This is a genomic window from Pseudorhizobium banfieldiae (genome assembly GCF_000967425.1).
GTDB lineage: Bacteria > Pseudomonadota > Alphaproteobacteria > Rhizobiales > Rhizobiaceae > Neorhizobium > Neorhizobium banfieldiae.
Window position 1 is genome coordinate 1,030,962 of sequence record NZ_FO082820.1, and the last position, 26,897, is coordinate 1,057,858.

General features: G+C 59.6%; 23 protein-coding genes. 19 read left to right on the plus strand and 4 right to left on the minus strand.

Going from position 1 to position 26,897, the window contains the following annotated elements; genetic code table 11:
- From NT26_RS04970 to NT26_RS05005, 8 genes are all read left to right on the plus strand, one after another.
- On the plus strand, nucleotides 1-1,008 hold the full coding sequence (locus NT26_RS04970; RefSeq protein ID WP_052637706.1) for an ABC transporter permease: 1,008 nt from the start codon (nucleotides 1-3) through the stop codon (nucleotides 1,006-1,008).
- Nucleotides 1,005-1,898, plus strand: coding sequence for an ABC transporter permease (locus tag NT26_RS04975; RefSeq protein WP_052637707.1), 894 nt, complete (start codon nucleotides 1,005-1,007; stop codon nucleotides 1,896-1,898). The genes NT26_RS04970 and NT26_RS04975 overlap by 4 nt, the downstream gene beginning before the upstream one ends.
- Nucleotides 1,895-2,899, plus strand: coding sequence for an ABC transporter ATP-binding protein (locus tag NT26_RS04980; RefSeq protein ID WP_052637708.1), 1,005 nt, complete (start codon nucleotides 1,895-1,897; stop codon nucleotides 2,897-2,899). The genes NT26_RS04975 and NT26_RS04980 overlap by 4 nt, the downstream gene beginning before the upstream one ends.
- Entirely contained in the window at nucleotides 2,896-3,912 is a 1,017-nt protein-coding gene (locus tag NT26_RS04985; RefSeq protein ID WP_052637709.1) for an ABC transporter ATP-binding protein, read from the plus strand. Before NT26_RS04980 ends, NT26_RS04985 begins: the two co-directional genes overlap by 4 nt.
- A 5-nt stretch (nucleotides 3,913-3,917) precedes the next feature.
- Complete coding sequence (locus NT26_RS04990) at nucleotides 3,918-5,021, plus strand: C45 family autoproteolytic acyltransferase/hydrolase (protein WP_162197775.1); 1,104 nt, start codon at nucleotides 3,918-3,920, stop codon at nucleotides 5,019-5,021.
- A gap of 26 nt (nucleotides 5,022-5,047) precedes the next feature.
- Entirely contained in the window at nucleotides 5,048-6,046 is a 999-nt protein-coding gene (locus tag NT26_RS04995; protein ID WP_052641883.1) for a sigma-54 interaction domain-containing protein, read from the plus strand.
- Nucleotides 6,047-6,217: 171 nt separating this feature from the next.
- Complete coding sequence (locus NT26_RS05000) at nucleotides 6,218-7,600, plus strand: acyclic terpene utilization AtuA family protein (RefSeq protein ID WP_052637711.1); 1,383 nt, start codon at nucleotides 6,218-6,220, stop codon at nucleotides 7,598-7,600.
- Nucleotides 7,597-7,923, plus strand: coding sequence for a DUF4387 domain-containing protein (locus NT26_RS05005; RefSeq protein WP_052637712.1), 327 nt, complete (start codon nucleotides 7,597-7,599; stop codon nucleotides 7,921-7,923). Before NT26_RS05000 ends, NT26_RS05005 begins: the two co-directional genes overlap by 4 nt.
- 254 nt (nucleotides 7,924-8,177) lie before the next feature.
- Here the strand turns inward: NT26_RS05005 and NT26_RS05010 are convergent, their stop codons facing one another.
- A complete protein-coding gene (locus tag NT26_RS05010) occupies nucleotides 8,178-8,453 on the minus strand; it encodes a hypothetical protein (RefSeq protein WP_052637713.1) in 276 nt (91 codons plus the stop codon).
- A 502-nt stretch (nucleotides 8,454-8,955) separates the two neighbouring features.
- Between NT26_RS05010 and NT26_RS05015 the strand changes: the two genes are divergently transcribed.
- Nucleotides 8,956-9,927, plus strand: coding sequence for an NAD-dependent epimerase/dehydratase family protein (locus tag NT26_RS05015; protein WP_052637714.1), 972 nt, complete (start codon nucleotides 8,956-8,958; stop codon nucleotides 9,925-9,927).
- Nucleotides 9,928-10,025: 98 nt separating this feature from the next.
- On the opposite strand, the gene NT26_RS05020 is transcribed toward NT26_RS05015, so the two are convergent.
- A complete protein-coding gene (locus tag NT26_RS05020) occupies nucleotides 10,026-12,329 on the minus strand; it encodes a tetratricopeptide repeat protein (RefSeq protein ID WP_082077641.1) in 2,304 nt (767 codons plus the stop codon).
- A 276-nt stretch (nucleotides 12,330-12,605) separates the two neighbouring features.
- On the opposite strand from NT26_RS05020, the gene NT26_RS05025 reads away from it, so the two are divergent.
- The 8 genes from NT26_RS05025 (at nucleotide 12,606) to murJ (ending at nucleotide 21,401) form a co-directional block, all read left to right on the plus strand.
- Entirely contained in the window at nucleotides 12,606-13,994 is a 1,389-nt protein-coding gene (locus NT26_RS05025) for an O-antigen polymerase (protein WP_152338577.1), read from the plus strand.
- A gap of 225 nt (nucleotides 13,995-14,219) precedes the next feature.
- Nucleotides 14,220-14,834 (plus strand): phosphoribosyltransferase family protein, encoded by a 615-nt coding sequence (locus NT26_RS05030; protein ID WP_052637717.1) that lies wholly within the window; start codon nucleotides 14,220-14,222, stop codon nucleotides 14,832-14,834.
- Entirely contained in the window at nucleotides 14,835-15,779 is a 945-nt protein-coding gene (locus NT26_RS05035; RefSeq protein ID WP_052637718.1) for an HAD family hydrolase, read from the plus strand. It begins immediately after the preceding gene.
- 8 nt (nucleotides 15,780-15,787) lie between these two features.
- Nucleotides 15,788-16,756: a glycosyltransferase gene (locus NT26_RS05040; RefSeq protein ID WP_052637719.1), complete on the plus strand. Its 969-nt coding sequence runs from the start codon at nucleotides 15,788-15,790 to the stop codon at nucleotides 16,754-16,756.
- Between the two features lie 3 nt (nucleotides 16,757-16,759).
- Nucleotides 16,760-17,764, plus strand: a complete 1,005-nt coding sequence (locus tag NT26_RS05045) for a dTMP kinase (protein WP_052637720.1) — start codon at nucleotides 16,760-16,762, stop codon at nucleotides 17,762-17,764.
- A gap of 121 nt (nucleotides 17,765-17,885) precedes the next feature.
- On the plus strand, nucleotides 17,886-18,620 hold the full coding sequence (locus NT26_RS05050; RefSeq protein ID WP_162197776.1) for a glycosyltransferase family 4 protein: 735 nt from the start codon (nucleotides 17,886-17,888) through the stop codon (nucleotides 18,618-18,620).
- A gap of 28 nt (nucleotides 18,621-18,648) precedes the next feature.
- Nucleotides 18,649-19,740 carry a hypothetical protein gene (locus tag NT26_RS05055; RefSeq protein WP_052637722.1) on the plus strand — a complete coding sequence of 364 codons (1,092 nt, stop codon included), beginning with the start codon at nucleotides 18,649-18,651 and terminating at the stop codon, nucleotides 19,738-19,740.
- Nucleotides 19,741-19,871: 131 nt separating this feature from the next.
- Nucleotides 19,872-21,401, plus strand: a complete 1,530-nt coding sequence (gene murJ, locus NT26_RS05060) for a murein biosynthesis integral membrane protein MurJ (RefSeq protein ID WP_052637723.1) — start codon at nucleotides 19,872-19,874, stop codon at nucleotides 21,399-21,401.
- Nucleotides 21,402-22,001: 600 nt separating this feature from the next.
- On the opposite strand, the gene NT26_RS05070 is transcribed toward murJ, so the two are convergent.
- On the minus strand, nucleotides 22,002-23,189 hold the full coding sequence (locus NT26_RS05070; protein WP_162197777.1) for an O-antigen ligase family protein: 1,188 nt from the start codon (nucleotides 23,187-23,189) through the stop codon (nucleotides 22,002-22,004).
- 397 nt (nucleotides 23,190-23,586) lie between these two features.
- A complete protein-coding gene (locus NT26_RS05075) occupies nucleotides 23,587-24,042 on the minus strand; it encodes a hypothetical protein (protein ID WP_052637726.1) in 456 nt (151 codons plus the stop codon).
- A gap of 538 nt (nucleotides 24,043-24,580) precedes the next feature.
- Between NT26_RS05075 and NT26_RS05080 the strand changes: the two genes are divergently transcribed.
- The gene (locus NT26_RS05080) at nucleotides 24,581-25,615 is read left to right on the plus strand and encodes a porin (protein WP_052637727.1); all 1,035 of its coding nucleotides are present in this window, start codon (nucleotides 24,581-24,583) and stop codon (nucleotides 25,613-25,615) included.
- Between the two features lie 168 nt (nucleotides 25,616-25,783).
- Nucleotides 25,784-26,827 (plus strand): porin, encoded by a 1,044-nt coding sequence (locus NT26_RS05085; protein ID WP_052637728.1) that lies wholly within the window; start codon nucleotides 25,784-25,786, stop codon nucleotides 26,825-26,827.
- Nucleotides 26,828-26,897: the final 70 nt, after the last annotated feature.

Here is a 26,897-nt window from a genome sequence, read left to right on the forward strand (position 1 = left end):
ATGCGGTTGGGTACGCTCGTCGAACGTCTGCTGCAACTGATCCCGGTCCTGCTTGGTGTGAGCCTCATCGTCTTCCTGATGCTGGCGCTCACACCGGGCGACCCCGTTGAGATCATGATCGGCGACCAGAACATGACGGCGGAGCAGGAAGCCCTGCTTCGCAGTGATCTGGGGCTGGACCGTCCACTACCGGAGCGGTTCCTGAGCTTTGTCGGTAACGCCTTGCAGGGCGAGTTCGGGACCAGCTTCTTTCACAGGCGCCCGGTGCTCGACGTAATCGTGGAGCGGCTGCCCGCGACCATCGAACTCAGTCTTGTGGCGATGGTCATCGCCCTTGCCACCGCCATTCCCCTCGGTGTGGCGGCGGCCATCCACAAGAACACCATCATCGACCGCATAGCGACGGTCGGCTCCCTCTTCGGGGTCTCCTTGCCGGGTTTCTGGTTCGGCATCCTGCTTCTCATGCTCTTCGCGGTGCATCTTCGCCTCCTGCCGGTCTCCGGTCGGATCGGCTTCGACAGCGAGGTCCCGATGGTGACGGGTTTCCTGCTGATCGACACGCTCGTGCATGGGCGCTTCTACGCCTTCTGGGATGCCCTGAGGCATATCGTTCTGCCGGCGATCACGCTCGGCCTGCCGATGACTGCGATCCTGACGCGCGTTACCCGAACAGCCATGCTGGAGGTCATGCGACAGGATTATGTGGCGTTCGCCGAAGCCAAAGGCATCAGCCGGCACAGGATCCTCTACCGCCACGCGCTGAAGAACGCGCTCATCCCGACCGTTTCGGTCGCGGCCATCGAAACGGGCTCGCTGCTCGGGGGCAATATGATCGTTGAAACCGTCTTCGGCTGGCCTGGGCTTGGCCGGTTGGTTGTGGAGAGCATCTTTGTGCGCAACTATCCGCTCGTCCAGGCGGCGGTCCTGCTTTACGCCGTGACCTATGTTCTGATGAACTTCGTCGCCGACATTCTCTACACCGTCCTCAATCCGCGGGTGAAGCTATGAGTGCGGTCTCCGATCCGGTCCCCGCCGCCGCAGTCTCTCCGTTCCGGCGAAATCTCTCTTCTTTCAAGGAGAACCGTCTGGCGCTCGGGAGCGCGCTGGTGCTGCTTGTGTTCGTCATCATGGCCGTATTCGCGCCATGGATCGCGCCGCAGGATCCTTACGAAACGGACCTCTTCCGGCGGCTCCAGCCGCCCGCCTGGATGGAAGGGGGCGAGTGGGGCTACCTGCTTGGCTGCGACGCGCTGGGGCGCGACATCCTTTCGCGCATCATCTACGGCGCCCGGATTTCGATCTTCATCGGCACCGTCGTCGTGATCGCGGCAACGATGATCGGGATCATGGCCGGTCTGGCTGCCGGGTATCTGCGCGGATGGGTCGACGTCGTCATTTCACGGCTGGTCGATATTCTGCTCGGCTTTCCCTACCTCATCTTCGCGATCGGCCTGATGGCGATGATGGGGCCCGGCCTGTTCAACATCGTGCTGGCGCTGGTCTACAAGGAATGGGTCATTCCCTGCCGCGTCGTCCGCGGCGAAACGCTGGCGGTCCGGGAACTGGAATATGTGGAAGCCGCTCGCGCGCTTGGTGCCTCCCGTTTCCACATCATGATCCGTGAGATCATGCCGAACGTGCTTTCCGCCGTCCTTGTGGTGGCAACCATCCGCATGGCGGACGTGATCATCCTGGAAGCCAGCCTCAGCTTCCTTGGTCTTGGTGTCCAGCCGCCAACGGCATCCTGGGGCTCGATGGTCGCCGACGGCCGTGCCTTCATCCTGGAGGCCTGGTGGGTATCGACCTTCCCCGGCCTGGCAATCCTTCTCCTGGTGCTTGTGATCAACGTCGCGAGCCAGGGCCTGCGCGATGCCTTCGATCCGAGGTTCCACGAATGACAGCCCATCCGTCTCCACTTCTCGAAGTCGAAGGTCTTCGGACTGTCTTCGATACGCGCGCCGGCCGGGCTTTCGCCGTCGATGGGGTCGACATTGCCGTCCGACCGGGCGAGTGCCTCGGCGTGGTTGGTGAAAGCGGGTCCGGCAAGAGCGTGACCTTCTCGTCGGTCATGGGAATCGTCCGGTCGCCTGGACATATCGAAGCGGGTTCCATCCGGTTTAACGGCGTCGACCTGCGGGCACTCTCTCCGCAGGAGATGCGCAAGGTCCGTGGCCGCCATATCGCCATGACGATGCAGGATGCATTGACGGCTCTCAACCCGGCTCTCACGGTCGGTGAGCAGATACTCGAAGTCCTCTACGCGCACGATGAGACGCTTCCGCCGGAACGGAACGCTCGGCGCAAGGCGGCAATCGCAAAGGCCGTGGAAATGCTCGAACTGGTCGGCATAGCTTCGGCGGCCGACCGGCTGAGGAACTATCCGCACGAGTTCTCCGGCGGCATGCGCCAACGCATCATGATCGCCATCGCGCTTGCCTGCCGGCCAAAGCTGCTGATCGCCGACGAACCGACGACGGCGCTCGACGTGACGATCCAGGCGCAGGTCCTCGAGCTGATCGCCGACATGCGCGTCAAGCTCGGCATGAGCGTCGTCCTCATCACGCACGATCTCGGCGTGGTCTCGGAATATTGTGATCGGGTCATGGTCATGTATGCCGGGCAGGTGGTCGAGCAGGGTCCGACGGAGGCAGTCATAGGCGATCCCAGGCATCCGTATACCAAGGGGCTCCTCGGCTCGATCCCGCGACTGTCCATGCGTGGCCATCCAATCACCCCGATCGAAGGCCAGGTTCCGGACCTGATTGGACTGCCACCGCAATGTCGCTTCTACTCCCGATGCAGCGAGCGGCTCGATGCCTGCCTGGACGTCATCGAGATGCGCGAGGTCGGCGCCGCTCGCCGGGCTCGCTGTATCCGCCTGCCGGAGGTCGAGGCATGAACGAGACAGATACGCAGCCACTCTTGAGGGTGGACAATCTGACGAAGCACTACGGCGGACAGCGTGGGCCTCTTGCCTTGCTGACAGGCAAACCGGCCATCAACATCCGTGCCCTGAACGGCGTCTCCTTCGATGTTCGACGAGGAGAAACGCTCGGCCTGATCGGCGAGAGCGGTTGCGGTAAGTCGACGCTCGGGCGGACCCTGCTGCGGCTTCACGAGCCGACGTCAGGGAAGGTGATCTTCGATGATGAGGACATCACCAGTCTGAAGCCCGACGCCCTGAAGGCGATGAGGCGACATATGCAGATCATCTTCCAGGACCCCTATGCCTCCCTCAACCCGCGCCGGACCGTGGGAGACATCATCGGCCTGCCGCTCAAGCTTCATGGGCTGGCCTCCGGTCGGGGCGACCTGCGCGACCGGGTGGCGGCCATCATGGAGAAGGTAGGCTTGAAGACTGGTCATCTCGACCGCTACCCACACCAGTTCTCGGGCGGTCAGCGACAGCGGATCGGCATCGCCCGTGCCCTGATCAGCCACCCCAAGTTCATCGTCTGCGACGAGCCTGTCTCGGCGCTGGACGTCTCGATCCAGGCGCAGATCATCAAGCTCTTGACGGACCTCAAGGAGGAGATGGGCCTCACCTACCTCTTCGTGTCCCACGACATATCGGTCATCGGCTATCTGAGCGACCGTGTCGCCGTGATGTATCTCGGCGAGATCGTCGAGATGGGACCGGTTGAACGCGTTCTGTCGAAGCCCCGCCATCCCTACACCCAGAGCCTGATGTCGGCCGTTCCGGATGTCGATCATCCTGGGAAACGAAACCGGGTGCGGCTGACGGGGGACCTGCCTTCGCCGCAATCCCCGCCGCGGGGCTGCAAGTTCCACACCCGTTGTCCGCTGGCGGTGGACCGGTGCCGACGGGAGGTGCCGATCCGGCAGGATCTCGGCGGTGGACACAGTGCCGCATGTCATCTCCTTCAAGACAACGTCTCCATACTGGGGTAACACAGGTGAAGAACTTCGATCCCGTTCAAGGCCGTCCCGTTTTGCTTTCCGGTTCGCCCTACGAACGTGGTGTTTCGCAAGCCGCCAAAGCCGGGATTGCCACAGAGCAAGTAGGTGCCGCCATCTACGCGCGGGTCGAGCAGGCCCGCATGTCCGGGCTGATAAATGCGGAGAACCTGCGTTACATCGAGGCGCAACGCGCCTTCCTGACCGAACATGATCCACATTCCATGGCGGAACTGCGGGGAATCGCGGACGGCTTCGGCCTTTCGGAGAGTGATCTCTTCCTACACCAGCACATCACGATCCTTCGGGATCTTGTGCCGGCCGCAGATCCCGCACCCGACGTCGATGGATGCAGCACCTTTGCGGTCGGCGCGGGAGCCGACGGGCCGCTTGTCGTCAAGAACAGGGATTTCTCTGGGACCCATCTCGGGATACAGCGGGTCTTTCTTCACGAGGGTCCAGACATCGCGAGCGGGCGAATGATCTGCGTCGGCAGTGCCGGCAGTCCGGGCGCCTATTCCAGCGGGATGAATGATGCCGGGCTTGCGCTCGTCGACAACCATGTCGGCTCCCGCCGCCATGGGATCGGCTGGCTGCGCTACTTCCTCATGACACGCATCCTTGCAACTTGCGCGACCGTCGAGGAGGCTATCTCGTTCATCGCCGACCGGACGCATGCAGGCGGCGGCAATATTGTCTTGGGAGATCGTGCCGGGAATACGGCGGCAATCGAACTGGGGACGGACCGGGTCGGGGTCGAGAAGGGAACCCTCTCCTGGCGGACCAATCATTTCACGACACCAACCATGCGCGAATTCAACCTGATGGAAGAAGGGGACCGGATCGACGCCAACTCGATCGCCCGGCTCGAATTCCTGTCGCGCGAAATTCCTGCCCGGGACTGGGATGTCGCCGCTGCCGCCGCCTTGATGGCAACGCATGCGGAGGATGGTCTCGATTGCGGGCCGCTTTGCCAGCATTCCGGGGACGGCGGCTCCCAGACGATCTCTTCCGCAATCTTCTGCTGCACGGAAGGCCGCCTCTATTTCCACGAGGGCAACCCCTGCCTGAGGCAATGGCAGTCATTTGAAATCGCGGTATAGTCGCCATGTCTCAGACAGGGCGGACCATGGCAGATTATCAGCGCGATCTCATCGGTGAACATCCGAGCATCGATGCCTTGCGGCTGCTTATCGCCCGCGTCGCCAGGAGCCCTGCCAGAACCGTCCTGATCTATGGTGAAACCGGCACCGGCAAGGGGCTCGTCGCAAGAATGCTGCACCAGCAATCGGCACGCGCCACGGGAGAGTTCGTAGATATCAATTGTGCGGCCATTCCCGACAGCCTGCTGGAATCGGAACTGTTCGGTCATGAGCGCGGGGCCTTCACCGGTGCCCAGGTCAAGAAGACAGGTCTCGTTGAGGCCGCTCACAAGGGGACTGTTTTCCTGGACGAGATTCGCGAGATGGATCTTGTCCTGCAGGCGAAGCTCCTGAGCTTTCTGGACACCCAGAGCTTCAGGCGGGTGGGTGCCGTGACAACCACCTCAGTGGATGTCCGGTTGGTCGCGGCGACGAACAAGATTCTGCTCGGCGAGGTGACATCGGGCCGCTTTCGCGAGGACCTCTATTACCGGCTCCAGGTCGTTGCCATCAATCTTCCTGCCCTGCGTGAGCGGGCAAGCGACGTGCTCATCCTCTCGCGGCATTTCATCGACAAATTCAACCGGTTGTACAATCGCCAGATCGTCGGGTTGAGCCCGGACGTGCAGGAGATCTTCCTGAAGTATCCATGGCCGGGCAATGTCCGGGAATTGGAGAACCTGATCGAACGCATCTTCATCCTCGAAGACGAGGATGTCATCCACACCCACCACCTTCCAGACCGGATCCTGCGTAGCGTCAAGGCAAGGGGGCAGGGGCAGGGCCCTTCATCAGGTCCGCGCGAGGATGCGGAGGTGGATCTCACATTGGGCTTCCATGAGGCGACGGCCCACTTCCAGAAGCGGCTTATCGAGCAGGCTCTGAAGGCTGCCGATGACAACCTCCAGCGCGCGGCGACCTCGCTGAAGATCAGCCGTCACGCGATGCGCCATCAGATGATCAAGCTCGGATTGCTGTCGGAGTGAGGCAGGCGCGCAGCACGCGAGCGGCTGCGTGCACTTCGCGCAATGGCAGCAGGAGCTCCAGAGCCTTCCAAAAAATTCATGTAAGATCAAGTCGTTAGGGCGGCCATTTCATCTGGCACGAGGCATGCATTCTCCAGTGCGAATGATCAGCCAGTGCACGGAGAATAGCATATGCGGTCCATGACGATAATCTGCCCCAACGGGCACCTCGGCTTCGCGCCCCTGAAACCGGCCAGTTTTCATCTGGGGGTAGAGCGCCAGCCGGACTTCATTGCGGCCGACAGCGGGAGTGACGATATCGGCCCGGGGCCGCTTGGCCATGACACCTGCGCCAGTCCGAAGGCATGGCAGGAGCACGATCTTGAGGAAATGCTGCTCGCTTCGCGCCGGCTGGGAGTACCGATGATCATCGGGTCCGCCGGGGATACCGGCACGAACAGCCGGGTCGACATGTATGTCGAAATGATCCGCGAGATCGCCGCCCGCCACAGGCTGCCGGCCTTCAAGATCGGTTGGTTCTATTCGGAAGTGGACAAGGAGTTCGTCCGCTCCAAGATCCGGGGCGGCTCACCCATCCAGGGTCTGGATGCGCGCCTCAACCTGACCGAGGAAGAGCTGGACGCCACCGACCGCATCGTTGCGATGGCAGGTGTCCATCCCTTCCGCGCTCTTCTGGATCAGGGATGCGATGTGATCATTGGCGGCCGTTCCTCCGACAGTGCCGTTTTTGCGTCTGCGGCACTGGCGCGGGGCTTTCCGGAAGCACAGTCCTACTATCTCGGGAAGGTGCTGGAGTGTGCATCCTTCTGCGCCGAGCCCTATGGTGCCAAGGAGACGGTCCTTGGCGAGATAACCGACGATTGGGTGGAGGTGACCGCCATGGCGCCGGAGCAGCGCTGTACGGTGGCCTCGGTCGCCGGGCACGCCATGTATGAACGATCGAACCCCTTCTTCGAATATGTGGCGGGTGGCATGCTCGACATGACCAATTGCGCCTACGAGCAGGTTTCGGAAAAGACGACGCGTGTCACCGGCATGGAATTCGTGCCTGCGACCGACTTCCGCGTGAAGCTCGAAGGATCCGGCAAGATCGGTGAACGATATGTAGGCATGGCGGGTATCCGCGATCCCTACACGATCGCCCATGTGGACGAGGTGATCGAGTGGGCCCGTACGCAGGTGCGCGAGCGGTTTGGGCCGGATGGCTGGGAACTGCACTACAATGTCTTCGGACGCAACGGCATCATGGGGGAAATGGAGCCGCTCAAGGACAAGCCGGCGCATGAATTGATGATCGTGGTGCAGGGCGTGGCGCCGACCAAGGAAATGGCCGAGGAAGTTGCCATCACCGGGACGCGCCAGCTCTTCTACGCTCGGCTGCCGGACGTCAAGGGCACCGCCGGTGGCGTTTCCTTTGTTCTCGACGAGGTCATGCCTGCAAGCCCCGCCTACCGCTGGACGCTCAACCACACCATGGCGGTCAGCGATCCGCTCGAACTCTTTCCGACCCATACCGACATTATCGACAGCGCAAAGCTGGAGGCCGCTCAATGACCACGAAGAAGCTCTCGGATCTCGCCAAAACCATCCGCAGCAAGAATGCCGGGACCGACAAGATCACCTTCGACATCATCTTCCGCGAGCGGGAGACCTACGAGATGGTGAAGCAGTCGAAGGCGCTGACCCCGCAGACCGTGCGCCAGATCCTCGGCATTGATCAAAGTCGCCTGACCGACTTCGTCGAATATGATCCCGCCTATGCCATCAAGTTCACGATCCTGCGTCTGTCGCCGAGTGGCAGCGCGGGCGACGGTGACATCTTTGGCGCTCAGCAGTACGCGCCGTTCCTGGACCTGGACATCCCTATGCCGCAGTGACTGCGGGACTGCGCTGCAGCAGATCGGTGTAGCTGGTATGCCTGTGGTGACGTCGCTGACGCACTCCCGATCAAAGGGAGGCATTACGGATCAAGTCCACGTACCTCGCATGGCGCGCCCACTGTCGTGACCAGTGGGCTGGCCGCTCCGCGACGCCTTGCGGGTGCTGTCGCCCTTCCGCCTCGGAAAATCGCGCGGCGGTCTACCCAGACCGCGATCTCGCTACCATTTTCTCGGCGGGTACTCCACTTGGCTTAGTGGTAGGTGTGCCTCTGAAGGTCAGGCTCCGGGGCGACACAATAGTTGATGCCGATCTGCAGGAGGAGTTCGGCAGAGGCCAGATCGTCACTCGCGTCCAGGGTCGCCAGGCCACGAATTGCGGCTGCCAGGTTGAAGTTGTTCGCGGCGATTTTCTGCCGGCCGGCATCGAGAGCTTCCTCTGCCTTGTATTCGAGCGCATCTGCGACTGTCTCGATCAGGTCGAGGCGCTCACGTGCCGTCATCTCGTGAAGGGTCTTGGCGGCTTCCATGCTACGTCTCCTTCTTATTGTTCTTTGGGGAGAGTTCGGCCTGCCGAACGCGCAATTTCGCCCAGCCGGGGCCTGGGAAATATGATGGTCTGAAATGGATGACACCCGGCAGATAGGGGTGGTCGTGGACCATTGCAAGCACTAGGAGCCGCACGCGCCGGTCCTGCCGATTACAGGTAGCGCAATCCGCCCATATCGCCTTTGGGGACCACTTCATCTGAGTGACCGATTCCCCCGTCCGAACTGATCGTCCCGCACATACGGAGGGACTTGGACTATCGGGGCCTGCGAGGTGGTCCGCATGGACGGAAGCAGCGCAGCTGCCTAACGCTCCGAAACGGCAACGTATCAAGTACACTGTGTCCCCGCTCTAAGTGCGCCCGGGAGCCTCACGTCTTCAGCCAAACTGCACCATTCCACGCATAATGCCTTTGCTTTTTCATCCAAGTCTTCTGTATGGAAGAAATGGACGAACCTGCCAAAAGAAGAACTGGAGAGTGAGATGGGAACCCGCGGGATTGTATTTGGTGGGAGCGGGTTCATCGGCTTCCATCTACTGAAGCATCTTGCCGCAAGCCGAGCGCACGACAAGATCATCTCGGTAGACATTTGTGCACCGCAAGCTCGCATCGACGGCGTGGAGTACGTTCAGCATGATCTGCGCCAGCCCGTCCCGGTGTTGCTGGGCGAGGAAGGCTCAACTCTCTACAACCTGGTGGCGATAAGAGACTTCCCGGGTCATCCTGAGAGGGAGTATTACGATGTGAACGTCGTCAGCACGCAGCGCATCATCGATTTTGCCGAGGCCACGGGTGCGAGGACCATCATTTTCACGAGCACGATGTCGATCTATGGACCGGGCGAGGAGCCAAAGACGGAGGAAAGCCCTCTTGCTCCTGTGAATCCTTATGGAAATTCAAAGCGAGTTGCCGAGCTTTTGCACGAGGGCTGGCTTCACCGAAATCAAGATAGAAAGCTCGTCATCTGCCGGCCCGCGGTAATATTCGGGCTTTACGACAGGGGAAATTACACACGACTGGCCGGAGCGCTGAGAAAAGGCCGGTTCGTCTATATCGGCCGGAAAGACACGATCAAAAGCGCGGGCTATGTCGGCGATCTCGTCCGTTCGTTCACCTTTGCTGGAAACCACCCGCAGAACTACGTTGTATATAACTTCGCCTATCCGAATGCAGACAGTATCGGGGACATCGTGGAAAAGTTCTGCAGCGTAGGGAGCTTCAAGCGACCCGGGATGACCTTGCCCATATGGCTGGCAAATTTGGCTGCGATACCCTTCGAGGTTCTGAACAAGATCGGCTTCCGTAATCCAGTCGATCGCGATCGACTGGCCAAGCTATATGAGAGTACTCATATAGTCCCCGAATGGCTCATGAGCAACGGGTTCGAATTCCAGACGGACCTGGAATCCGCCCTGGGAGAGTGGCGACAGGATTCCCAAGGCAAGTTCGTCTAGGTCAAGGACAGTTTCACTTGGCCACATCCTAGTTGCGGCGAGAGCTGCGGGATGTGTCAGGACGCGGGCGGCGTGATCGGAAGCGGTCTAGTGCTTTTCTAGATCCCGTCCAGGAGCTTGAGAACGGCATTGGCACTGCGTGAATGCAGGGGGCCGTACGAGCATTGTCCGGGCGTCTTGCTTGTCGAGCACAGGGTGCCGACAGCCCGTATTGTCTGGCGCGTCAGCAGGCCGTTGATAGGACCATTGTACATCCCGCGATCCCTCAGTTCCTGCTGCAGGAAATAGACGTAAGCATTGGCGTTGACGTGGCGCAGGGAGGCAATGATCGGCGATGCAATGACGGGTGGCGCCGCGCGTATTTCGTCCAAAACGGCAGAGATCCTGCCTGACGACTGGGCGGAAGCAACCGATAGGAGGAGCTTCTCCCGCATCAGATCAAGAGGCGAGAAGGCACCTTCCGACGATGAGAGCGCAGCACTCGCCTTGCTAAGGTTTTTCGGCACGTCGCGTCCCCGCCCATCCCTGTAGAAGGATATCAGCGTCTTGGCTGCACTCGAGTTTCCGCCGCTGGCCGCCTCGGCAAGCAGTTCCAGAGCACGATTCACGTCTTTCGGCACTCCGGTGCCATAAAGATAAAGGTTGGCCAAGGTAACGGGTGCGCTCTGGTCTCCGAGAGATTGGGCCTGGCGCAGCAACGTCAGTCCTTCGTCCCGTGACGAACGAGCGCCAAATCGGCCACGCAAATGACTCTCTCCAAGGATGCGTCGAGCAGAGACATGGCCCGCGTCGATAGCTCTTTGGAACAAGCCAATGGATCTCTCAGGATCGCGATCCGTCAAGCCACCATCCCGGTACGCCTCCGCAAGCCTGACCAGAGCGTACACGTCGCCTTTGTCGGCTGCTTTCTGGTAAGCTTCGAGCGCGGCATCGCGGTCGGCCTCAACGACAATCCCTTGAGAGCGATAGCCGCCAATCATGACCCAGCCAGCCGCGATGTCAGCCTCTTTGATCAATGACAGACCGCGCTCGACATCTGGCTGTACCCCCAAGCCGCCGATATAGGCCCTGCCCAGATGAATCTTCCCCCAGGCATTGCCGAGTTGCGCCGCCCTTTCGAATGCAGCAAAGGCTTTGCGCGGGTCTGCCGGCACAACGCCGCCATCCCGGTAGAGTTCGCCGATCCGGACATAGGCGCTGTCACTGCCGGCCGCTGCGGCTCTCTCATAATAATCGAGCGCCTTTGCACCATCGACCGGGATGGCGCCACCACTGGAATATAGCTCCCCCAGCGTCTGCAATGCGCCAGCATTGCCGGTGGCGGCCACCTCCTCGATCAGTGCGACGCCACGTTCCACGTCCGAAGTTACGCCCAGGCCACTGATATAGGCCCTGCCCAGGTTGATCTTCCCCCAGGCATTTTCGAGCTGCGCCGCCTGCTCGAACGCGGCAAAAGCCTTGGCCGGATCTGCCAGGACGACCCCGCCATCGCGGTAGAGCTCACCAATGCGGACATAGGCGCTGTCACTGCCGGCCGCCGCCGCTTTTTCGTAGTAATCGAGGGCCTTGCCGCCATCGACGGCAACAGGTCCACCGCGGGAATAGAGTTCTCCTAGCGCCTGCAAGGCGCTGCCGTTTCCAGTTGCAGCCACCTCTTCGATCAGGGCCACACCCCGACCGACATCCGCCTCCACACCCAGGCCGCTGACATAGGCCCTTCCGAGATTGATCTTCCCCCAGGTATTGCCGAGTTGCGCCGCCTGCTCAAAGGCTGCGAAAGCCTTGCTCGGATCCGGCGACACAGCCCCGCCATCGCGGTAGAGCTCGCCGATCCGGACGTAGGCGCTGTCACTGCCGGCCGCCGCCGCTTTCTGATAATAGTCGAGGGCCTTGTCACCAACGACGGGAACAGGTCCGCCGCGGGAATAGAGTTCCCCGAGTGCCTGAAGCGCACTGCCATTCCCCGTCTCGGCCACCTCCTGGATCAGTGCCAGCCCACGGTCGACATCGGCATCAACCCCCAGGCCGCTGATATAGCTCCTCCCTAGGTGTATCTTTCCCCATATGCTGTCGAGTTGCGCGGCCTGCTCAAATGCAGCGAAAGACTTGGCCGGGTCTGCCGGCACGAGTTTGCCATCCCCGTAGAGCTCGCCGAGCAGAACCAATGCCGACGTGTCTCCGCTCCCTGCGACCTTCTCCAGATCTCTCAGCATGTCGGGCGGCAACGAACCGAGTTGAGGGTTCTCCCTCAGCTTCCTGACCTCGCCCACCACGTCTTTGGTGGTGGCTTCAACTGCAGAGGCAGGAGTGTCGGTGGCAAAAGATGGCGCAGCTCCCAGGAAACCCACTCCCAAGGACAGTAATGAAGCGCGAAGCAGCAGTACACTTCGTCCGTCTACCATGAAAGGCCTCCTGAGATCTTCTGATGATTGAGCTATACCTGATCAACCTGAAGTCAGGGTGTCAACCCCGTCATGGCCGCTCACCATTGTGTGAAGCGCTGATTGCCGGGGTGACTTCACGTGGACAAATGCGGGAGGGGGGCCTCGCCGAGGCGGCGTCGCTCCCGCGGGATCCGAGAGTCATTGACCCGCCATATTCAAGCCATTAGCATCGAATTCCACTATCTGTGCCTCGACTGTCTTTTTGCCAATCGCCCAGCTTACGGAACCAGCGGCTTGCGATCATTGTACTTCCTGTCCGTCGTTGCGGTGACAGTCTTCTATCTCGTCTACCATATGCTGGCGTTCAGCAATTGGGAGTACTTCTCCTCTCCTTACGTGGAATCGCTCCTCTTCTCCGCCCTCGTCTGCATAGTGGCGGCGCTTTATCCCTCATACGTTCCAGGACCGCTCTCGCCGCCTCGCAATCTCGCGATACTGTTGCTGGTCTTTTTCCCGATATTCTCCCTGGCGTACATCTCCACCCCCGACCTGGGGAAGTGGTACCTTCGTTACTATTCAAGCACCGACTTCGAGAAGAACCTCGCGGTTGCGACGTTCTACACGGTCATATCTTTGCCGCTCTTCGTGATCGGGTACGGTATCGGGGAGCAAAGCGCCGCGACAAGATCCCGAGCACACGAGACAGAGGTCTTTCGCACCACCGGCCTCGGCTTTTTTCTCGTACTCCTGGTCATCGCCATTGGGTTCGTAGGGATGGTAATATACGCAGGAAGCATCGGGGGAATAGGCGTCGTGATCTCCGAGATGCAAAGCATCTCCAACCGCATAGCTTGGCGCGAGATCTCCAGCAGATGGTACTATGCCGGCATGGTTCTCATGACCGCACCTGCCGTACTTGCGCTGGCGGCGATCTACCAGAAGAAGAGCCTGACACATATCGTCGCCACGGCTGCCTTGATGATTTTCGCGTCTGCCATACTGATCATCACCCAGGCTTCCAGGGAGAAGGCGATCTTCCCGCTGATCCTGTTCGCTGTGGCCTTGTTCGTTTTCCGTAGGAAGGACGGTCGGTCGTCCTATGGGATGTACATCGCGGCAATTATCGTCATGTTCATACTCGTGTCTGCGTTTGTCGCGCAGTCATTCCTCAGATCAGGCTCAGACGGAACCTTCGACATCACCGACATTCTCAGCGACTTCAACCGGCTCGACGTGACAGCCGTCATGTTCGTCGATTACTTTACGGCTGGCAATGACCTCTTGTTCGGCCTGCCTTTGCTCGCTTATCCCAATCAGTTCATGGTAAAGCTCTTTGAGTTCGAGCCGATATACAACACATCCGCCCTTCTGCACCGTTTCATCTTCTTGGGCGACCTGAATGCGGGCAATCCTGGCTCGCCCCTCGCCGGAGAACTGTACATGAATTTCGGCCTTGCCGGCTTTCTGCTTTTCCCGATCTTCGGCTTTGTCCTGGCGCGAATGTACGTGAACCTACACAAGTCGAACTATGCTTTCTGGAACACGATATTCTTTGTAGTGACGCTCTATTTCTTCGTCTTCAAGATGTGCATTTACACTGGGCTTTCCGAAAGCATCTTGATGATGGCTCTTGTCTATCTGCCACTTATCTTGTGGAAATACATGTTGCGGGTTCGCGCCTGAGGCAGGCTCGGCTTGCCGATATGGACTTGCAGGAGCGGGCGCCGCAACGCTCGTTTGTGATACTGCGCTGGAAAACAGCAGCCCGATCTTCAGACAGGGAGGGGCCCGCGAGTTAACCCATTTTCGTTTTGAACGAAAGTTTTTCGCACTGCACCCTTGCTTTTTCAGGTAACTTCGGACGAGTAATAAAAGGTGCGTCAGTCAAGAGTACATCAAGAGCGAATAATGAGGACATCTTCATCGAAGAAGGTCAAGACGTTTACTCCCGAAGAGCTGACTAATGCATTGCTAGTGCTTTGGGAGCAGGTTCAGGAAAGTGGCTTCTATCCTGAAGCGGTCGTCGGCATTGCGAGTGGCGGTACGAAATGCACGTCATTGCTGGCCTCGAAAGTGGATATCAAGATCTACGAATGCGTGCTGAGACGCCCCAGTACGGCAACAAAACAGAAGATTCCGGTGACACGGTTTCTTCGGTACGTTCCCTACTTCATCACTGACATCTTGCGGGTGATAGAAGATCGGCGTCTCGAGCGGAGCACGAACAATGGCGTCAAGCTGGCCGCTTCGGACAGAAGTGTCCTCGATACGCACTGTGAACGGATCGCCTCGGACATGAGAAGCCAGGGCATGAGCCGCGTCCTCATCGTGGATGATGCAGTCGATAGTGGCCACACCCTCCACGCGGTGAAATCCCGGCTTGCCGCAGCCATGGGCGATGGCTGCGAAGTCAGAACGGCCGTGGTCACGACGACCAGGGAAAGCTGCGTTGAGCGGCCGGATTACTCGTTCTTTCAGCGCACCTTATGCCGGTTTCCCTGGTCGTTCGATTATCGCGGATAGATGATGGAAGCGAAGCAGGATCATCAAGCGGTCACGGGCGTGGTGTTCTGTGATCTGGACGGAACCCTCGTGCTGGGGAATTCCTTCCATTCCTTTCTCCTTGCCAGTTGGCGGACAGCGGGCGCATTGCAGCGGGCGCAGCTGGCGCACCAGCTTGCCCTCCGTGCCTTCGGGTCGAGAGGAGGCGGTCATGCCGGCATGAAGCGCAGGGTCCTGAGATGGTTTTCAGGGTTGCAAGAGCGCGAGAAGGCGGAGATCGTAGAGCGCACGCTCAGCGAAATGCGCTCGATGGTTTCCCAGCCGGTGTCGAACATGCTGAAGGACCTGCGTGCAGAGGGGCATGTTGTCGTGCTCGCAACTGCTGCCCCGACTATCTATGCCATTCCATTCGCATCGAGCTTCGGCTTCGATGAGTGCTTGGGCACGCTTGGAACGGAGACCAATGCGGTATGGTTCGAACTGGTCGGCGAACGAAAAGCGCAGGCATGCAGGCAGTGGCTCTCCCGAACATTCGGCCCATGCCCCCCCGCGGTCACGGTCATAACGGATCACCCGGATGACCTGCCTCTGATAGAGATCGCCGAGACGATCGTGATCCAGGCTCGGCAAGAGATTTTCGAGAAGATCTCCGGTGCCGCCACAGGAACACAGGCGTTTCAGCTGATTGAACCTGGCCGAGTCGACGAACGGGGTGGATACTGGCTGTGGTTCGACGACCGTGCGGTCGGTCCGATTGACTGGTATGAAGTAAAAACTGTTCTTTCCAAGCACCGCTACTGCCTCGGTCACGTCGGAAACGGGCTCTGGCAGCGGATCGTCCCCGGGATGGATCTCGCGGCTTTCGGGAAGTCGGTTGACATCCCACCTCCGCCTCCGGTCCGACAACGCGTCACCATCAATGCCAAGCGGCGTGTTTTGCGCGATTGGCTGGGTATTTTCCACTAGGGTCCACCATGGCAGAAACGATCATTGTCGCTGACTACACGCACGCGCCGTCGGAAGGGATCAATGTCATCTCGAAGACGATCATCGATGATCTTCGCAATGGCGGATATGATTTGGACGTCATGCCGCCATCCGAGATGCTGAAAAGCATCCCGCGACTGCTCCTCAAGCAGCCGCGTCGGATCATTTTTACGCATGGACCCGGGGTCCGTACCGTTTTTACAAGCTGGATACTGCGGCTGTTTTCGGGAGCAAAGATAATCTGGCTTGCAACGCGCCCTGACGTCGCCACGCCCCCCGAGTGGCTGAAGGGGCGGAAGACTGCGCATATCGTGATTGGCAACAGACCTAGGCCAGAGCTTTCGGCCGTGGCGCCGGACGCATCGTTCGTGCGTCAGTTCATCGGTATAGCTCCCGAGCGGCTGCAGGTCTCGGATAACGCCACCCCGATGTGGCCTGAGCTGCGCCAGCGGCAGGTGCCGATCGCGGTGCATGTCGGGCATCTCCGGCGCAGCCGCGGTCTGGATCTGCTCATTGAGGCGAAGAAGATGATCGGCGACCGCGGCGAAATCGTCGTGCAGGGCAGCCCCAACTTTCCACCAGATCCGGGCATAACCGAGGAGCTTAGATCGGGCGGGGTTCACGTTATGAATGGCCACGTCTCCGAGATTTCAAGGATCTACAGGTCCGCGGATCTCTATCTTTTCCCCGTCAAGCCCGAAGACAGGGGGGCTATCGATCTGCCATTGAGCGTCTTGGAGGCAACTGCCTGCGGCTGCCCTGTCATCTCGACCGATTTTGGCGCGATCCCCGAAGCATTCGATGGCGTGGCTGGCGTCACTATCGTGAACAGTGCCGATTTCGCCAAGACAGTGAGCGATGCGATCCTTCGTATGCCGCTGGTGAGGCCTATCGGCTTGCCCGAACATCTGGATGTTCACCGAATTACCGACATTCTCCGCGACCTGATGAGGTGACATGTGCAGCAGATGATCTGTGTGATCGGGACGGACGGGAGCGGCAAGACCACTCTCAGCAATTCCGTCGCAGAGAAACTTGAGCAAAACGGGATAGAGGCGTCGCGGGTGTGGCTCGGGTCCGAAAGCGTCCTGATGGCGCCCGCCCGGTATGTTCTCCGCCGTCTGTGGGGAAAGCAGAGGAAGTCACCCGCCTCCGCGCCACCGGCAGAAAAGCGCCGTTCTTCGGAAGAGGTCAAGCTCAAGAATAATCTGGTTGAAAGGTACCCTTGGGCTATCGGGCTATATGTGGCCATGACATGGTTCGACTACAGGCTTCAGGTCGCCTGGAAGTTGTTCACGCATCGCGGAACGCAGACGATCATTGCCGATAGATATCTCTTCGACGTGGCCGTGAACCTGGGCCTTACGCTCGGCTGGAGCCCCGAGCAGGTCGTCGAATTCGTCATGAGCAGGCTCTCGGCAATGCCGCTCCCGCAGGTTCGGATCTTCCTACGCGTTTCGCCGGAGGTATCGCTTACCCGAAAGGACGACATTCCTGACGCCGAATACCTTCATATGAGGTTTGCCTATTACGAGGCGATCGCCAAGGCATTCGGTTTCACCGAACTCGATGGCACAAAGCCGATCAGCGACAATACGGACCGGCTTCTGCGGATCGCCGAAGAACAGTCCAGGAAGAGCTACGTCATCTACGTCCATGCGAACAACACGGACGTGGGCGGAGCGGACAAGGTTCTCGCCCTGATGGCGAACCATATGCAGCATTATTCCGCAGATCTCGGCGGGACGCCCGGTTTCAGGGCGTCGGTCGCGCTGCGTCTCCCGACGCCGATTCTCTCGAGCTACAAGCAGAATGGGATACCGGTCATCCTGTACAGGTTTCTGCGCCCGCAGGTGAGTCGAGGCGTGATCGGCATAGTCGGATCAGTGCTTGCGGCACCACGATCGCTGTGGTTTTTCTTGAGGCTGTTCGGTAGAGCGTCCGGACCTTGTCCACGTCAATGACCTGTATGACTGCATCCCCGCGCTTGCCGCGAGACTTCGCGGAATCCCCGTTGTCTACCACATCCGGATGATCAAGAGCGGCAAATTCCTTCAGACGTTCTTTTCCAGGAGCATCGACCGGTTGGCCGATGCGTCCATTTCAGTGTCCGCTGCAGTGCGCGATCACTACTTCCACCCGCCTGAAGGTCTGCGTTCCAAGCCCGAGGTCGTGCATGATCTTGGCAACGAGGAACTGGTTCGGGATCAAAGGGATCCGACGGAACCGACTCCACGTCCGCCATCGCTGCCCCAAGGCAGGCGCCTGGTCTTGATGGTCGGCCGGATCGAACCCTGGAAGGGGCAGCACGTCTTCGTCGAAGCTGTGAGGCTCCTCCCTGCGGCACTGCGCGAAAGTGCATCTTTCGCGATTGTCGGCGGCGGAGTGGACGGCAAGGAGGATTATCATCTCGACATCAAGCGGGCAGCATCCGCTGCGGGAATACTGATGCTGGGCACCCGCGATGATGTTCCCGCCCTGCTGCGAGCGGCGGACATCAGCGTGCATTGTTCCGTCGAACCCGATCCTTTTCCCGGCGTTGTGATCGAAAGCCTGTTGGCGGGCGCCGCCACGGTCGCGACTAGCATGGGCGGCGTGCTCGAGATGATCACGGACCCCAGCATCGGCACTCTCGTTCCGCCAAACGATCCGAAGGCACTCGCGGACGCTCTGTCGGATCTTCTTTCCGATGTCACCCCTCCGAGGAAGAAATACGGTGAGATCGGCCGCAATCGGGCACTGTCTCTCGTAGACCCGGATGTGGTGGATACCAAGATTGCTGCCATCTACAGAAACCTGATCGAAAGACCTGCAGCTTGAGGCAAGCTGCAGGTAGAGGGACTTCCCCATGACATCGAAATCCGAAATCTCTACTCTGATATTCCAGACGATCGGGTCGCCGATCGGCAGTGGCAACGCGGTCCCCGATCCCGAGAAGCTCGAGGACATCACGCAGTTCGCATTCAAGAGCCGCGTTGGCCTGCTTTTTCTCGAGCAATGCTTGAAGAAAGGCGTGCCGCTCGGACCAAAGGCCCAAGAGCTCTATGATTCGCTTACCGAAAGACGGCTGGCCACCGATAAGGTGGTGGTCAAGCTGGCGAAGAAACTGGATGAGGTTGCAAAGGGAGAATGGGTCCTCTTCAAGTCCATCAAGCCGTTCGCCTCGACCCCCAATGACACGGATTGGTTCCCCCTGGACAGCAGCCGTCACGGCGAACTGTGCGATCATCTGCAAGCGGACGGGTCCTTCAAGCTGCTGGAAACCGCGCCGCGGCAGACAACCCTGGTGGAACAGGAGGGGGTAGGGCTCACGGATACGACGAAAAAGGGCGGCGTGTACTACATCGATTGCTATGTGGCGCCATCGACAGACTATTTCGTCTATCTCGACCCAGCCCGGATGCGTGGGCATGTCACCCATACGACCATCAATGGGTACACCATTCCAATACTGAAGCCTCACGCGGAACTGACCGCGATCATGTTCCACAATCTCTTTCCGGAAAAGGTATTCACGATCGAGAGCTACTATCTCATCAAATGCTACCTCGACGCGATGGAGAGAGATGGTCTGATCGACGAATTCGTCGACGTTTGCCGAGAGCAGAAGGTCGAATATGCTTGCGCCTGCAACCTGGCCGTCGTCCGCCAGATCGATGCCAAGCAGTTCAATCTGGTCGATAGTCGCATCGACTACCTCCTCGCAGGGCTTGGCCACAAGGAGATGACGATCCCCGATTTCGATCCTTTGGGAGCGTTTCCCTACGCCTTCACCAATGGTGCATTTTGGCGGACCTTCCTCTCGAAACAACGAGATCCTACCTCGTTCCGCTCCTCCCTCGTCCAGTTTGCCCACATGCTAAACCCGGTCTTCTTCGTGGATGTCGTGCAGATACTGTGGCGTCGCTGTGTCAGGGGAGGGGTCTACGAGCAGAATTGAGGCTCAGGCTACGTCTCCGTTCGTGAGGACAACGGCTTGGCCGGTCGGCAGAACGCTCATGCCTGTCACCATAGAGAATGCAACTCCTTGCTGTGCGGCAGGAGTCCACGACGCACAATTGAGGACCTGATGTGAATATCCTGCGAGCCTCGCTGACCGTCACGCTCCTCGCCTTGCTGTCGCGGGCTCTGGGCTTGGGACGTGACCTGGCTGTCACCTGGTCATTCGGGGCCAGTGTGGATACGGATGCCTTCTACATCGCCTCTAGCTTCAGCAATGCGGCCTATGTCGTGGTTGCCGCTGCTCTTGCGAGCGCGACCATACCTCTGATTGTCAACGAGAAGAGCGCTGGCGTGAGCGCGGATCACCGCTCCATCAGCAGTATCCTGAACATCACGATCATCGCCCTCTGCATCGTGGTGGGGGCCGCTTTGCTGAATTCGGCAGAGATTTCCCGGTTACTGGCGGGCGATGCAAGCGCAGATCTGCTGGCGAGAAGCGAGTACTTCATGCTGCTGATCTTCCCGACCATCATCCTGTTGGGCTCTGCCGGCGTGCTGACGGGAATACTCAATGCAAACAGCATCTTCACGCCATCAGCCGCCGCACCATCCGTCCTAAACGCCATCGTCGTCCTCTTCATCCTCGCGTTCTCCCAAAGGCTGGGCGTCATGGCGGCCATTCTCGGCACGCTTGCCGGGTCGGTGGTATTCTTCCTTCTGCAAATCCCTGCTTTCTACAAAGTGGGATACCGTCATCATTGGACCATTTCCTTCCATGACGAGACGATATGGCGTTTTGCCCAGGCGGCGTTCCCCGCAGTGGCTGTCGCCCTTCTTCTATATGCCTATGCCTTCGTCGACATGGCCGTCGGCGCGCGCTTGGGAGTGGGTACCGTGACGGCAGTCACGATCGCGGCCAAACTCATCCAACTGCCCCAGGGAGTAATCGCGATGGGGCTAACGACCGCGACGTTTCCCTTGATCAGCAGGCTTATCGGCGACGGCAAGATCGAGAATGCGACACTGCTTACGGCGCGGCTTTCCGCGAGCATCTTGGTTGCCGCAGTTCCCGCCACGGTGATCGCGGTAGTCCTCGGGGACCAGATCGTTTCACTGGTCTTTGGTCGCGGAACATTCTCGGACGAAGCTGTGAGCGAGACCTCGAGGATCTTCAGGGTCATGGTCGCGGCCCTGCCGGCCCTTGCTCTGCATGTGATCCTCCTGCGCATCTCCTACGCGATGAGGATGTGGATGATCCCGCTCGGGGCGTGCGCGATATCTTTCGCAACCAAACTGGTGATGGCCATCTATCTCGTCGACGCACACGGTGTCGACGCATTGTCCTATTCCACGATCATCGCCTCTTATCTCAACATCATGATCATGATCGTGGTGCTGAACAGGCGGCTGGACCGTCCGTTCGGTTCGGCATTCGTGGTGCGGTGCCTCCGAATTCTCGCTGTCAGTGGTTTAACGGGTGCAGGCATTGTCTTGTGCCGGATGCTCCTATCGAGCCTGGAGCCTGAATGGTCAGTCTGGATCGAGTTTATCGGCCTGTCGATCGCCGGTGGGGTCTTCTACCTCGCGCTGGGTGCGCTCATCCTCCGGGAGGAGTTTTTCTTCATCAAGAACCTCCGGAGGCACAAGCTCAACGCGTGATTCAATGTTCCGATAGCCGAAGCGTCTGCTCTGGAACAAGGAAACGCCCGACGCGGTTTGCTCTGCAAGCACATCGGGAATCGTGTCGCCGCCGTCCTTGCGATAGTCACCGCCAAACCCCGCCAAAGAGGGTCGCCGGCCGTGGTTTCGACCAGCGGCCCGACGCCGTGACGGCAACGAAGTTCCGGCCCCCCGTTGCCTCTACGGATGCCCCACGACCACACCGACGGCGGCGCGGATGACGAGGATCCAGACGCAGGTCGAGAAGACGGACCCGATCAGCAGTATCTTCAATCGCTCGGTCACGAACTGTCCTCCAAAGGCTCTGGCGCCGTGATGTGAGTCCGACTCGCTCATTGCGAGCCGCCCAACGTCCGTCGGCGCCATGGCTGCTGGGATAACCATTCCTTTTGTTTCTCTGAGCCGTGCTTACCACCGCCACGTGACGGTTGCGTGAAGCCCAGTCGTCTCGTGGCGAGCGCGATGCAACTCCGTTAAGCGAGGTAGCACGGCTTTCGCCTGATATTGGAAGATTTGAGCAGGATAGGGGGCCCGATCCCCAGGAGCGGGCAGAGGCCGCCAGCCGCGGTAGCAACGGTCCTAGTTGCGCCCCGAGGATGACTGGCGGGCCAGACCTCCCAGCCCATTTGCAACCACTGCGACGAAGAGGAGGGCGACGCCCTGGATTTCGAGACTGAAATCGACGGTGGAATGGAGGGCGCCGACGATCAGTGTTCCGATGGCCGCGACCACTGCAGCGTCGTCTCTCCCTTCCAATCGCACCAGCCTCAGGAGCCCAACGAAGCATAACGTCAGAATGGCCAGCGGAATCGTGCCGAAGACGACACCATAGCTGACCCACAGCGCAAGATAGGAGTTGTGGGTTTTCTCCCATACCGCATCGAAGCTGACGGGCGCCATGTGATAGAGGGGATAGGCATACTCAAAGCTGCTGCCTCCGAAGCCGAGCAACGGTCGATCGGCAATCATTGTCAGCACCTGACGGTAGAGATCAGCCCGGACATTTGCCGCGCTTTCGACGGAGCCCAGGCGCTCGACAAGGATGTTGCCGTAAAGAAAGAGCAGAGCGGAGAAGATAAGAAGACCCAGCAGGATACTTGTGGCTATAGCCGCCATGTTCACGCGTCTGTTCAGGCGGAGGACGCTGATCGCGAATGCCGAGACGGCGCCGCATATGGCCGAAAAAAAACCCATGCGGGACGCGGTGAGCACCAGTGCAGCCGCGATGAGAAGCAGGCCGACGAGGATGAAGATGAATTGGCCTCTTCTCCCTTCGAACAGGTCGAGCCAGCGGGTAGCCCCGCCAATGATAGTGCCAATCACCGCGGAACCTATCGTAGCGCCGATCGCGAGGAAGGTGGCATAGGAGTTCCGGTTGACGAAACCTCCGGTCACAAAGCCCTGGTACGCCCATTTCTCGGTGAACAGGATCGTATCCTCGAACTCGAAATACAGCAGCAGCCCGTAAACGGCGTGGGCGACGACGATGCCAAACAGCACCTTTAGAAACAGTGAGGAACGCGGGCGGTTCGCTCCTACCTGCAGGCAAAGATAGAAGAGGAGCCCGTAGCTCAGCCACCGGAGGAGGGCGAGCGCCGTGTCGCCTGGCGTAATCGAGATGGATCGACCTGGGTCGACATCCCCCGGCAGGGTCAGCCATGACCGTGGCAGCAGATCCGCGATCGGCAGGAGTTGCAGCACGATGAACGCAGCGTGAAGCCAGAAAAGGCCGCTGATCGTACGGTAGCGACCTGTAGTGGCCCGCAAGGATACATCCGCAAACCCGAGCCGAGCGAAGTACACGGCGGCCCAGGCAAAGAGCAGAGCGGCTGAAAGGGCCCATATGGCAGGCCGATTGCCACCGAGGGCCAACGGCGCCACAAATACGGTGGTGGCAACTACGCCCGCGGTCCAGTTGTTGAGACGGTACCTTGTCTGGGAGCTGCTTCTCGCCTGCATCCTGCGTTCGCCTCTAAAGCCGAAGGGCCGTTTGATCGAGCCAAAGCATTAAGGGGATGTTGCAACATCTGCAACTGGTCGGCCTCAGAGTCATTCGGCCAAGCGACTGCACGTGACAGTTACCTACGATTGGGGCGCTGCGTGATCTTATTGGATCTCGAGCCTATCCCGGCTGCTAAAGGCTTCGGCAGGTGACGAAGATCGATTAGGTTTGAAGTGGAGTGATGGTGTCCACTCGGGTGCGCCCTTCGATCAGCCCCCTCTTGAGATCACGTCGCCCCTTTTCCACTTCCATGACCGTATAGGCCTTCTCGTCGCGGAACAGGCTCGCATGCCGGGTCGTGACATCTTCGCCGGGTAAAGCCTCGACCTCCATGTAATCCAGCTCGCTGCCGGCCGCTACGATTCGGGCGTCTCCGGCCGTTCGGGCGGCAACGGTGATCTCTTGGGGTTCCGGCCCATTGTCCCAACGTGCGTCATTGGCCGGCGCGACAGGGACGAGCCGATAGATGTTGAGAAGTTCGCCCTCGTTTGTCGCTGTGGCCGCCGCCTCGGCGTCGGCAATCTGCGCCTGGCTCTCCACAGAGCGGCCGAAGTTCGTGGAGCTTGTACCGGTGTTGAACGGTTCGTTGCCGATGCCGTCATTCCTTGCGTTGGACATGGTCCGACCTTTCCGTCTTGTATTGTTCTCCAAAAACGCCCCGCTCGGCACCCTTGTTCCGGCAGAATCGGACGCACTGCATCTCCGCGCAGAGAATCGCTGACGGATCGCGAATCGAGTCACGCTGAGCGGTGTCTGTCGACGACGCGCCATGACGAGCATGCGCGTCATGTACCTGAGCGCCACCGTCCCTTTATGGCGCGAATCGGGCTGGAATCTGCAGAACCTGCCCTGAGCGCATCGCATCACAGCAACTTAAGTGCCTGTGACATCTGCCATTTCTTAAGAGAGTGTAAACCTTTCAGCGCTCCGCCCGCCACATTTGTGTCCTTTCAGCAACAGGACTGCCGTAAGCGGGTGCAGGAATGTGGAATGGCTGAAGTTCCGGATTGCATGGCGGACCGCCTCTTGTATTTTCACTCTCGGAAGCGAGGCGGTGGATCGTCCGTCTTCTGGCAATCGACGGGGATGGGGCAGGGAACGCTGTCCTTCAGCAAAAGAACCCAGACCCATACGAAACTTTGACTGGAGGTCAAAAATGAACATCAAGAGCCTTCTTCTCGGCTCCGCTGCTGCCCTCGCAGCAGTCTCCGGCGCACAGGCTGCCGATGCTATCATCGCTGCCGAGCCCGAGCCCATGGAATACGTTCGCGTTTGCGACGCATTCGGCACCGGCTACTTCTACATCCCGGGCACCGAAACCTGCCTCAAGATCGGCGGCTACGTCCGTTTCCAGGTTGATTTCGACAGCCGCGATGGCGCCTACGCCGACGATAACTGGGATGCATGGACCCGCGGTCGTGTAGACTTCACTGCCAAGAGCGACACCGAACTCGGTGAGCTGACCGGCTTCATTGCCATCCAGGCTGAGGCTTCGGACTATCCGGCTGCTACCGGTTCCACGGGTGACTTCTACTTCGACGAAGTCTACCTGCAGCTCGGCGGCTTCAAGGCTGGTACCTACCTCAACTGGTGGGATAAGGGCATCAACGGCGAAACCGACTCGCTGGGCGCAACGACCCGCATGACCTCGATCGCCTACATCTACACGGGCGACGCGTTCACGGCTGGCCTTCAGCTCGACGAGCTGACCAACGTTGAACTCGGCGGCGGCGGCGGTCAGGACTTCGGTCTTGAAGCTATCGTAACCGCTTCGCTCGGCGCGGCTTCGGTCGACCTGCTTGGTTCCTACGACTTTGCAAACGAAGACGGCGCAGTCCGCGCTCTCGTTTCCGCTGGCATCGGTCCGGGCACCCTGCAGCTCGCAGGTGTCTGGGCATCGGGCTACAACGTCTACTACAACGCTTCTGAGTGGACGATCGCTGCTTCGTACTCCTTCAAGGCAACCGACAAGTTCACGATCACCCCCGGTGTTCAGTACTTCTCGAACGTCGATCTTGATGGCGACGACTTCGACGGTGACGATGCATGGCGCGCTGGTCTGACTGTCGACTACGCGATCACTTCTGGCCTGGCCATGAAGGTATCGGCGCAGTGGAACGACGGCAACCGTCGCGGTGCTGGCGACGAAGACTACTGGGATGGCTTCGTCCGTCTTCAGCGCTCGTTCTAATATCAAGGAGCTCCCCCGACATTCGGGGGAGCTCTCTTCAATAAGAGGGTGGCCCAAAGAAGGTCATTCGGTTGGGAGATGCTCTGGGAGTGAAGTCGCCGTCGTGCGGCTTTTTTGGTTTCCGTGGATGGTCCACGGGGGTCCGATTCTTTCCTGACTGGAGTCAACATGACGATCAAGAGCCTTCTCCTCGGCTCCGCTGCTGCCCTCGCAGCAGTCTCCGGCGCACAGGCCGCCGACGCTATCATCGCTGCCGAACCCGAACCCATGGAATATGTTCGCGTTTGCGACGCATTCGGCACCGGCTACTTCTACATCCCAGGGACCGAAACCTGCCTCAAGATCGGCGGCTATGTCCGCTTCGAGGTGAGCTGGAACAGTGAAGACACCTACGGCGACGACAACTGGGATGCCTACACCCGCGGTCGCATTGAAGTCACTGCCAAGAGCGACACGGAGCTCGGCGAGCTGACCAGCTACATCGCTATGCAGGCGGAGACCTCGGAGTACCCGGCCGCTACCGGCGCAACCGACGACGCCTTCTACTTCGATGAAGTCTATCTGCAGCTCGGCGGCTTCAAGGCTGGTACCTACCTCAACTGGTGGGATGCCAATGACCTACCGGGCGAGTTGGACGCTCTCGGCTCCAACCGCGTGACGGCGATTGCCTATATCTATGAGGGTGACGCCTGGACCGCTGGTATTCAGCTCGATGAACTGACGGGCGAAGAGTACCTCGGCACCTTCACCGGCGACGATCCCGATCTGGGTGGCGGTCAGAGCGTCGGTCTGGAAGCCGTCGTCCAGGGAACGTTCGGTCCGGTTTCGGCGGAGTTGCTCGGTTCCTATGACTTCGCCAACGACGATGGTGCAGTCCGTGTGATCACATCGGCGAACCTCGGCCCCGGCACCTTCTACCTGGCCGGCGTCTACTCCTCCGGTTATAACTTCTACTATGGCGGCGCCGAGTTGACCCTCGCCACGGCCTATGCGTTCAATGCGACCGAAAAGCTCCAGATCATCCCGGAGTTCCAGTACTTCTGGAATACGGCTATTGATGCTGAAGGCGACTTCAGTGGCCCCGATTACTGGACGGCTGGTGCAACGGTGAATTATGCCATCACCGATGGCCTGGCGTCGAAGGTTTCTGTTGCCTATGACGACTCGTCGGAAGCATGGGGCGGCATCGTCCGCCTGCAGCGTAACTTCTGATCGCGGCACTGACCGTCGCAAAAGAGAAAGCCCGGCAGTTGCCGGGCTTTTTTGCGTATCAAAGGGCAGC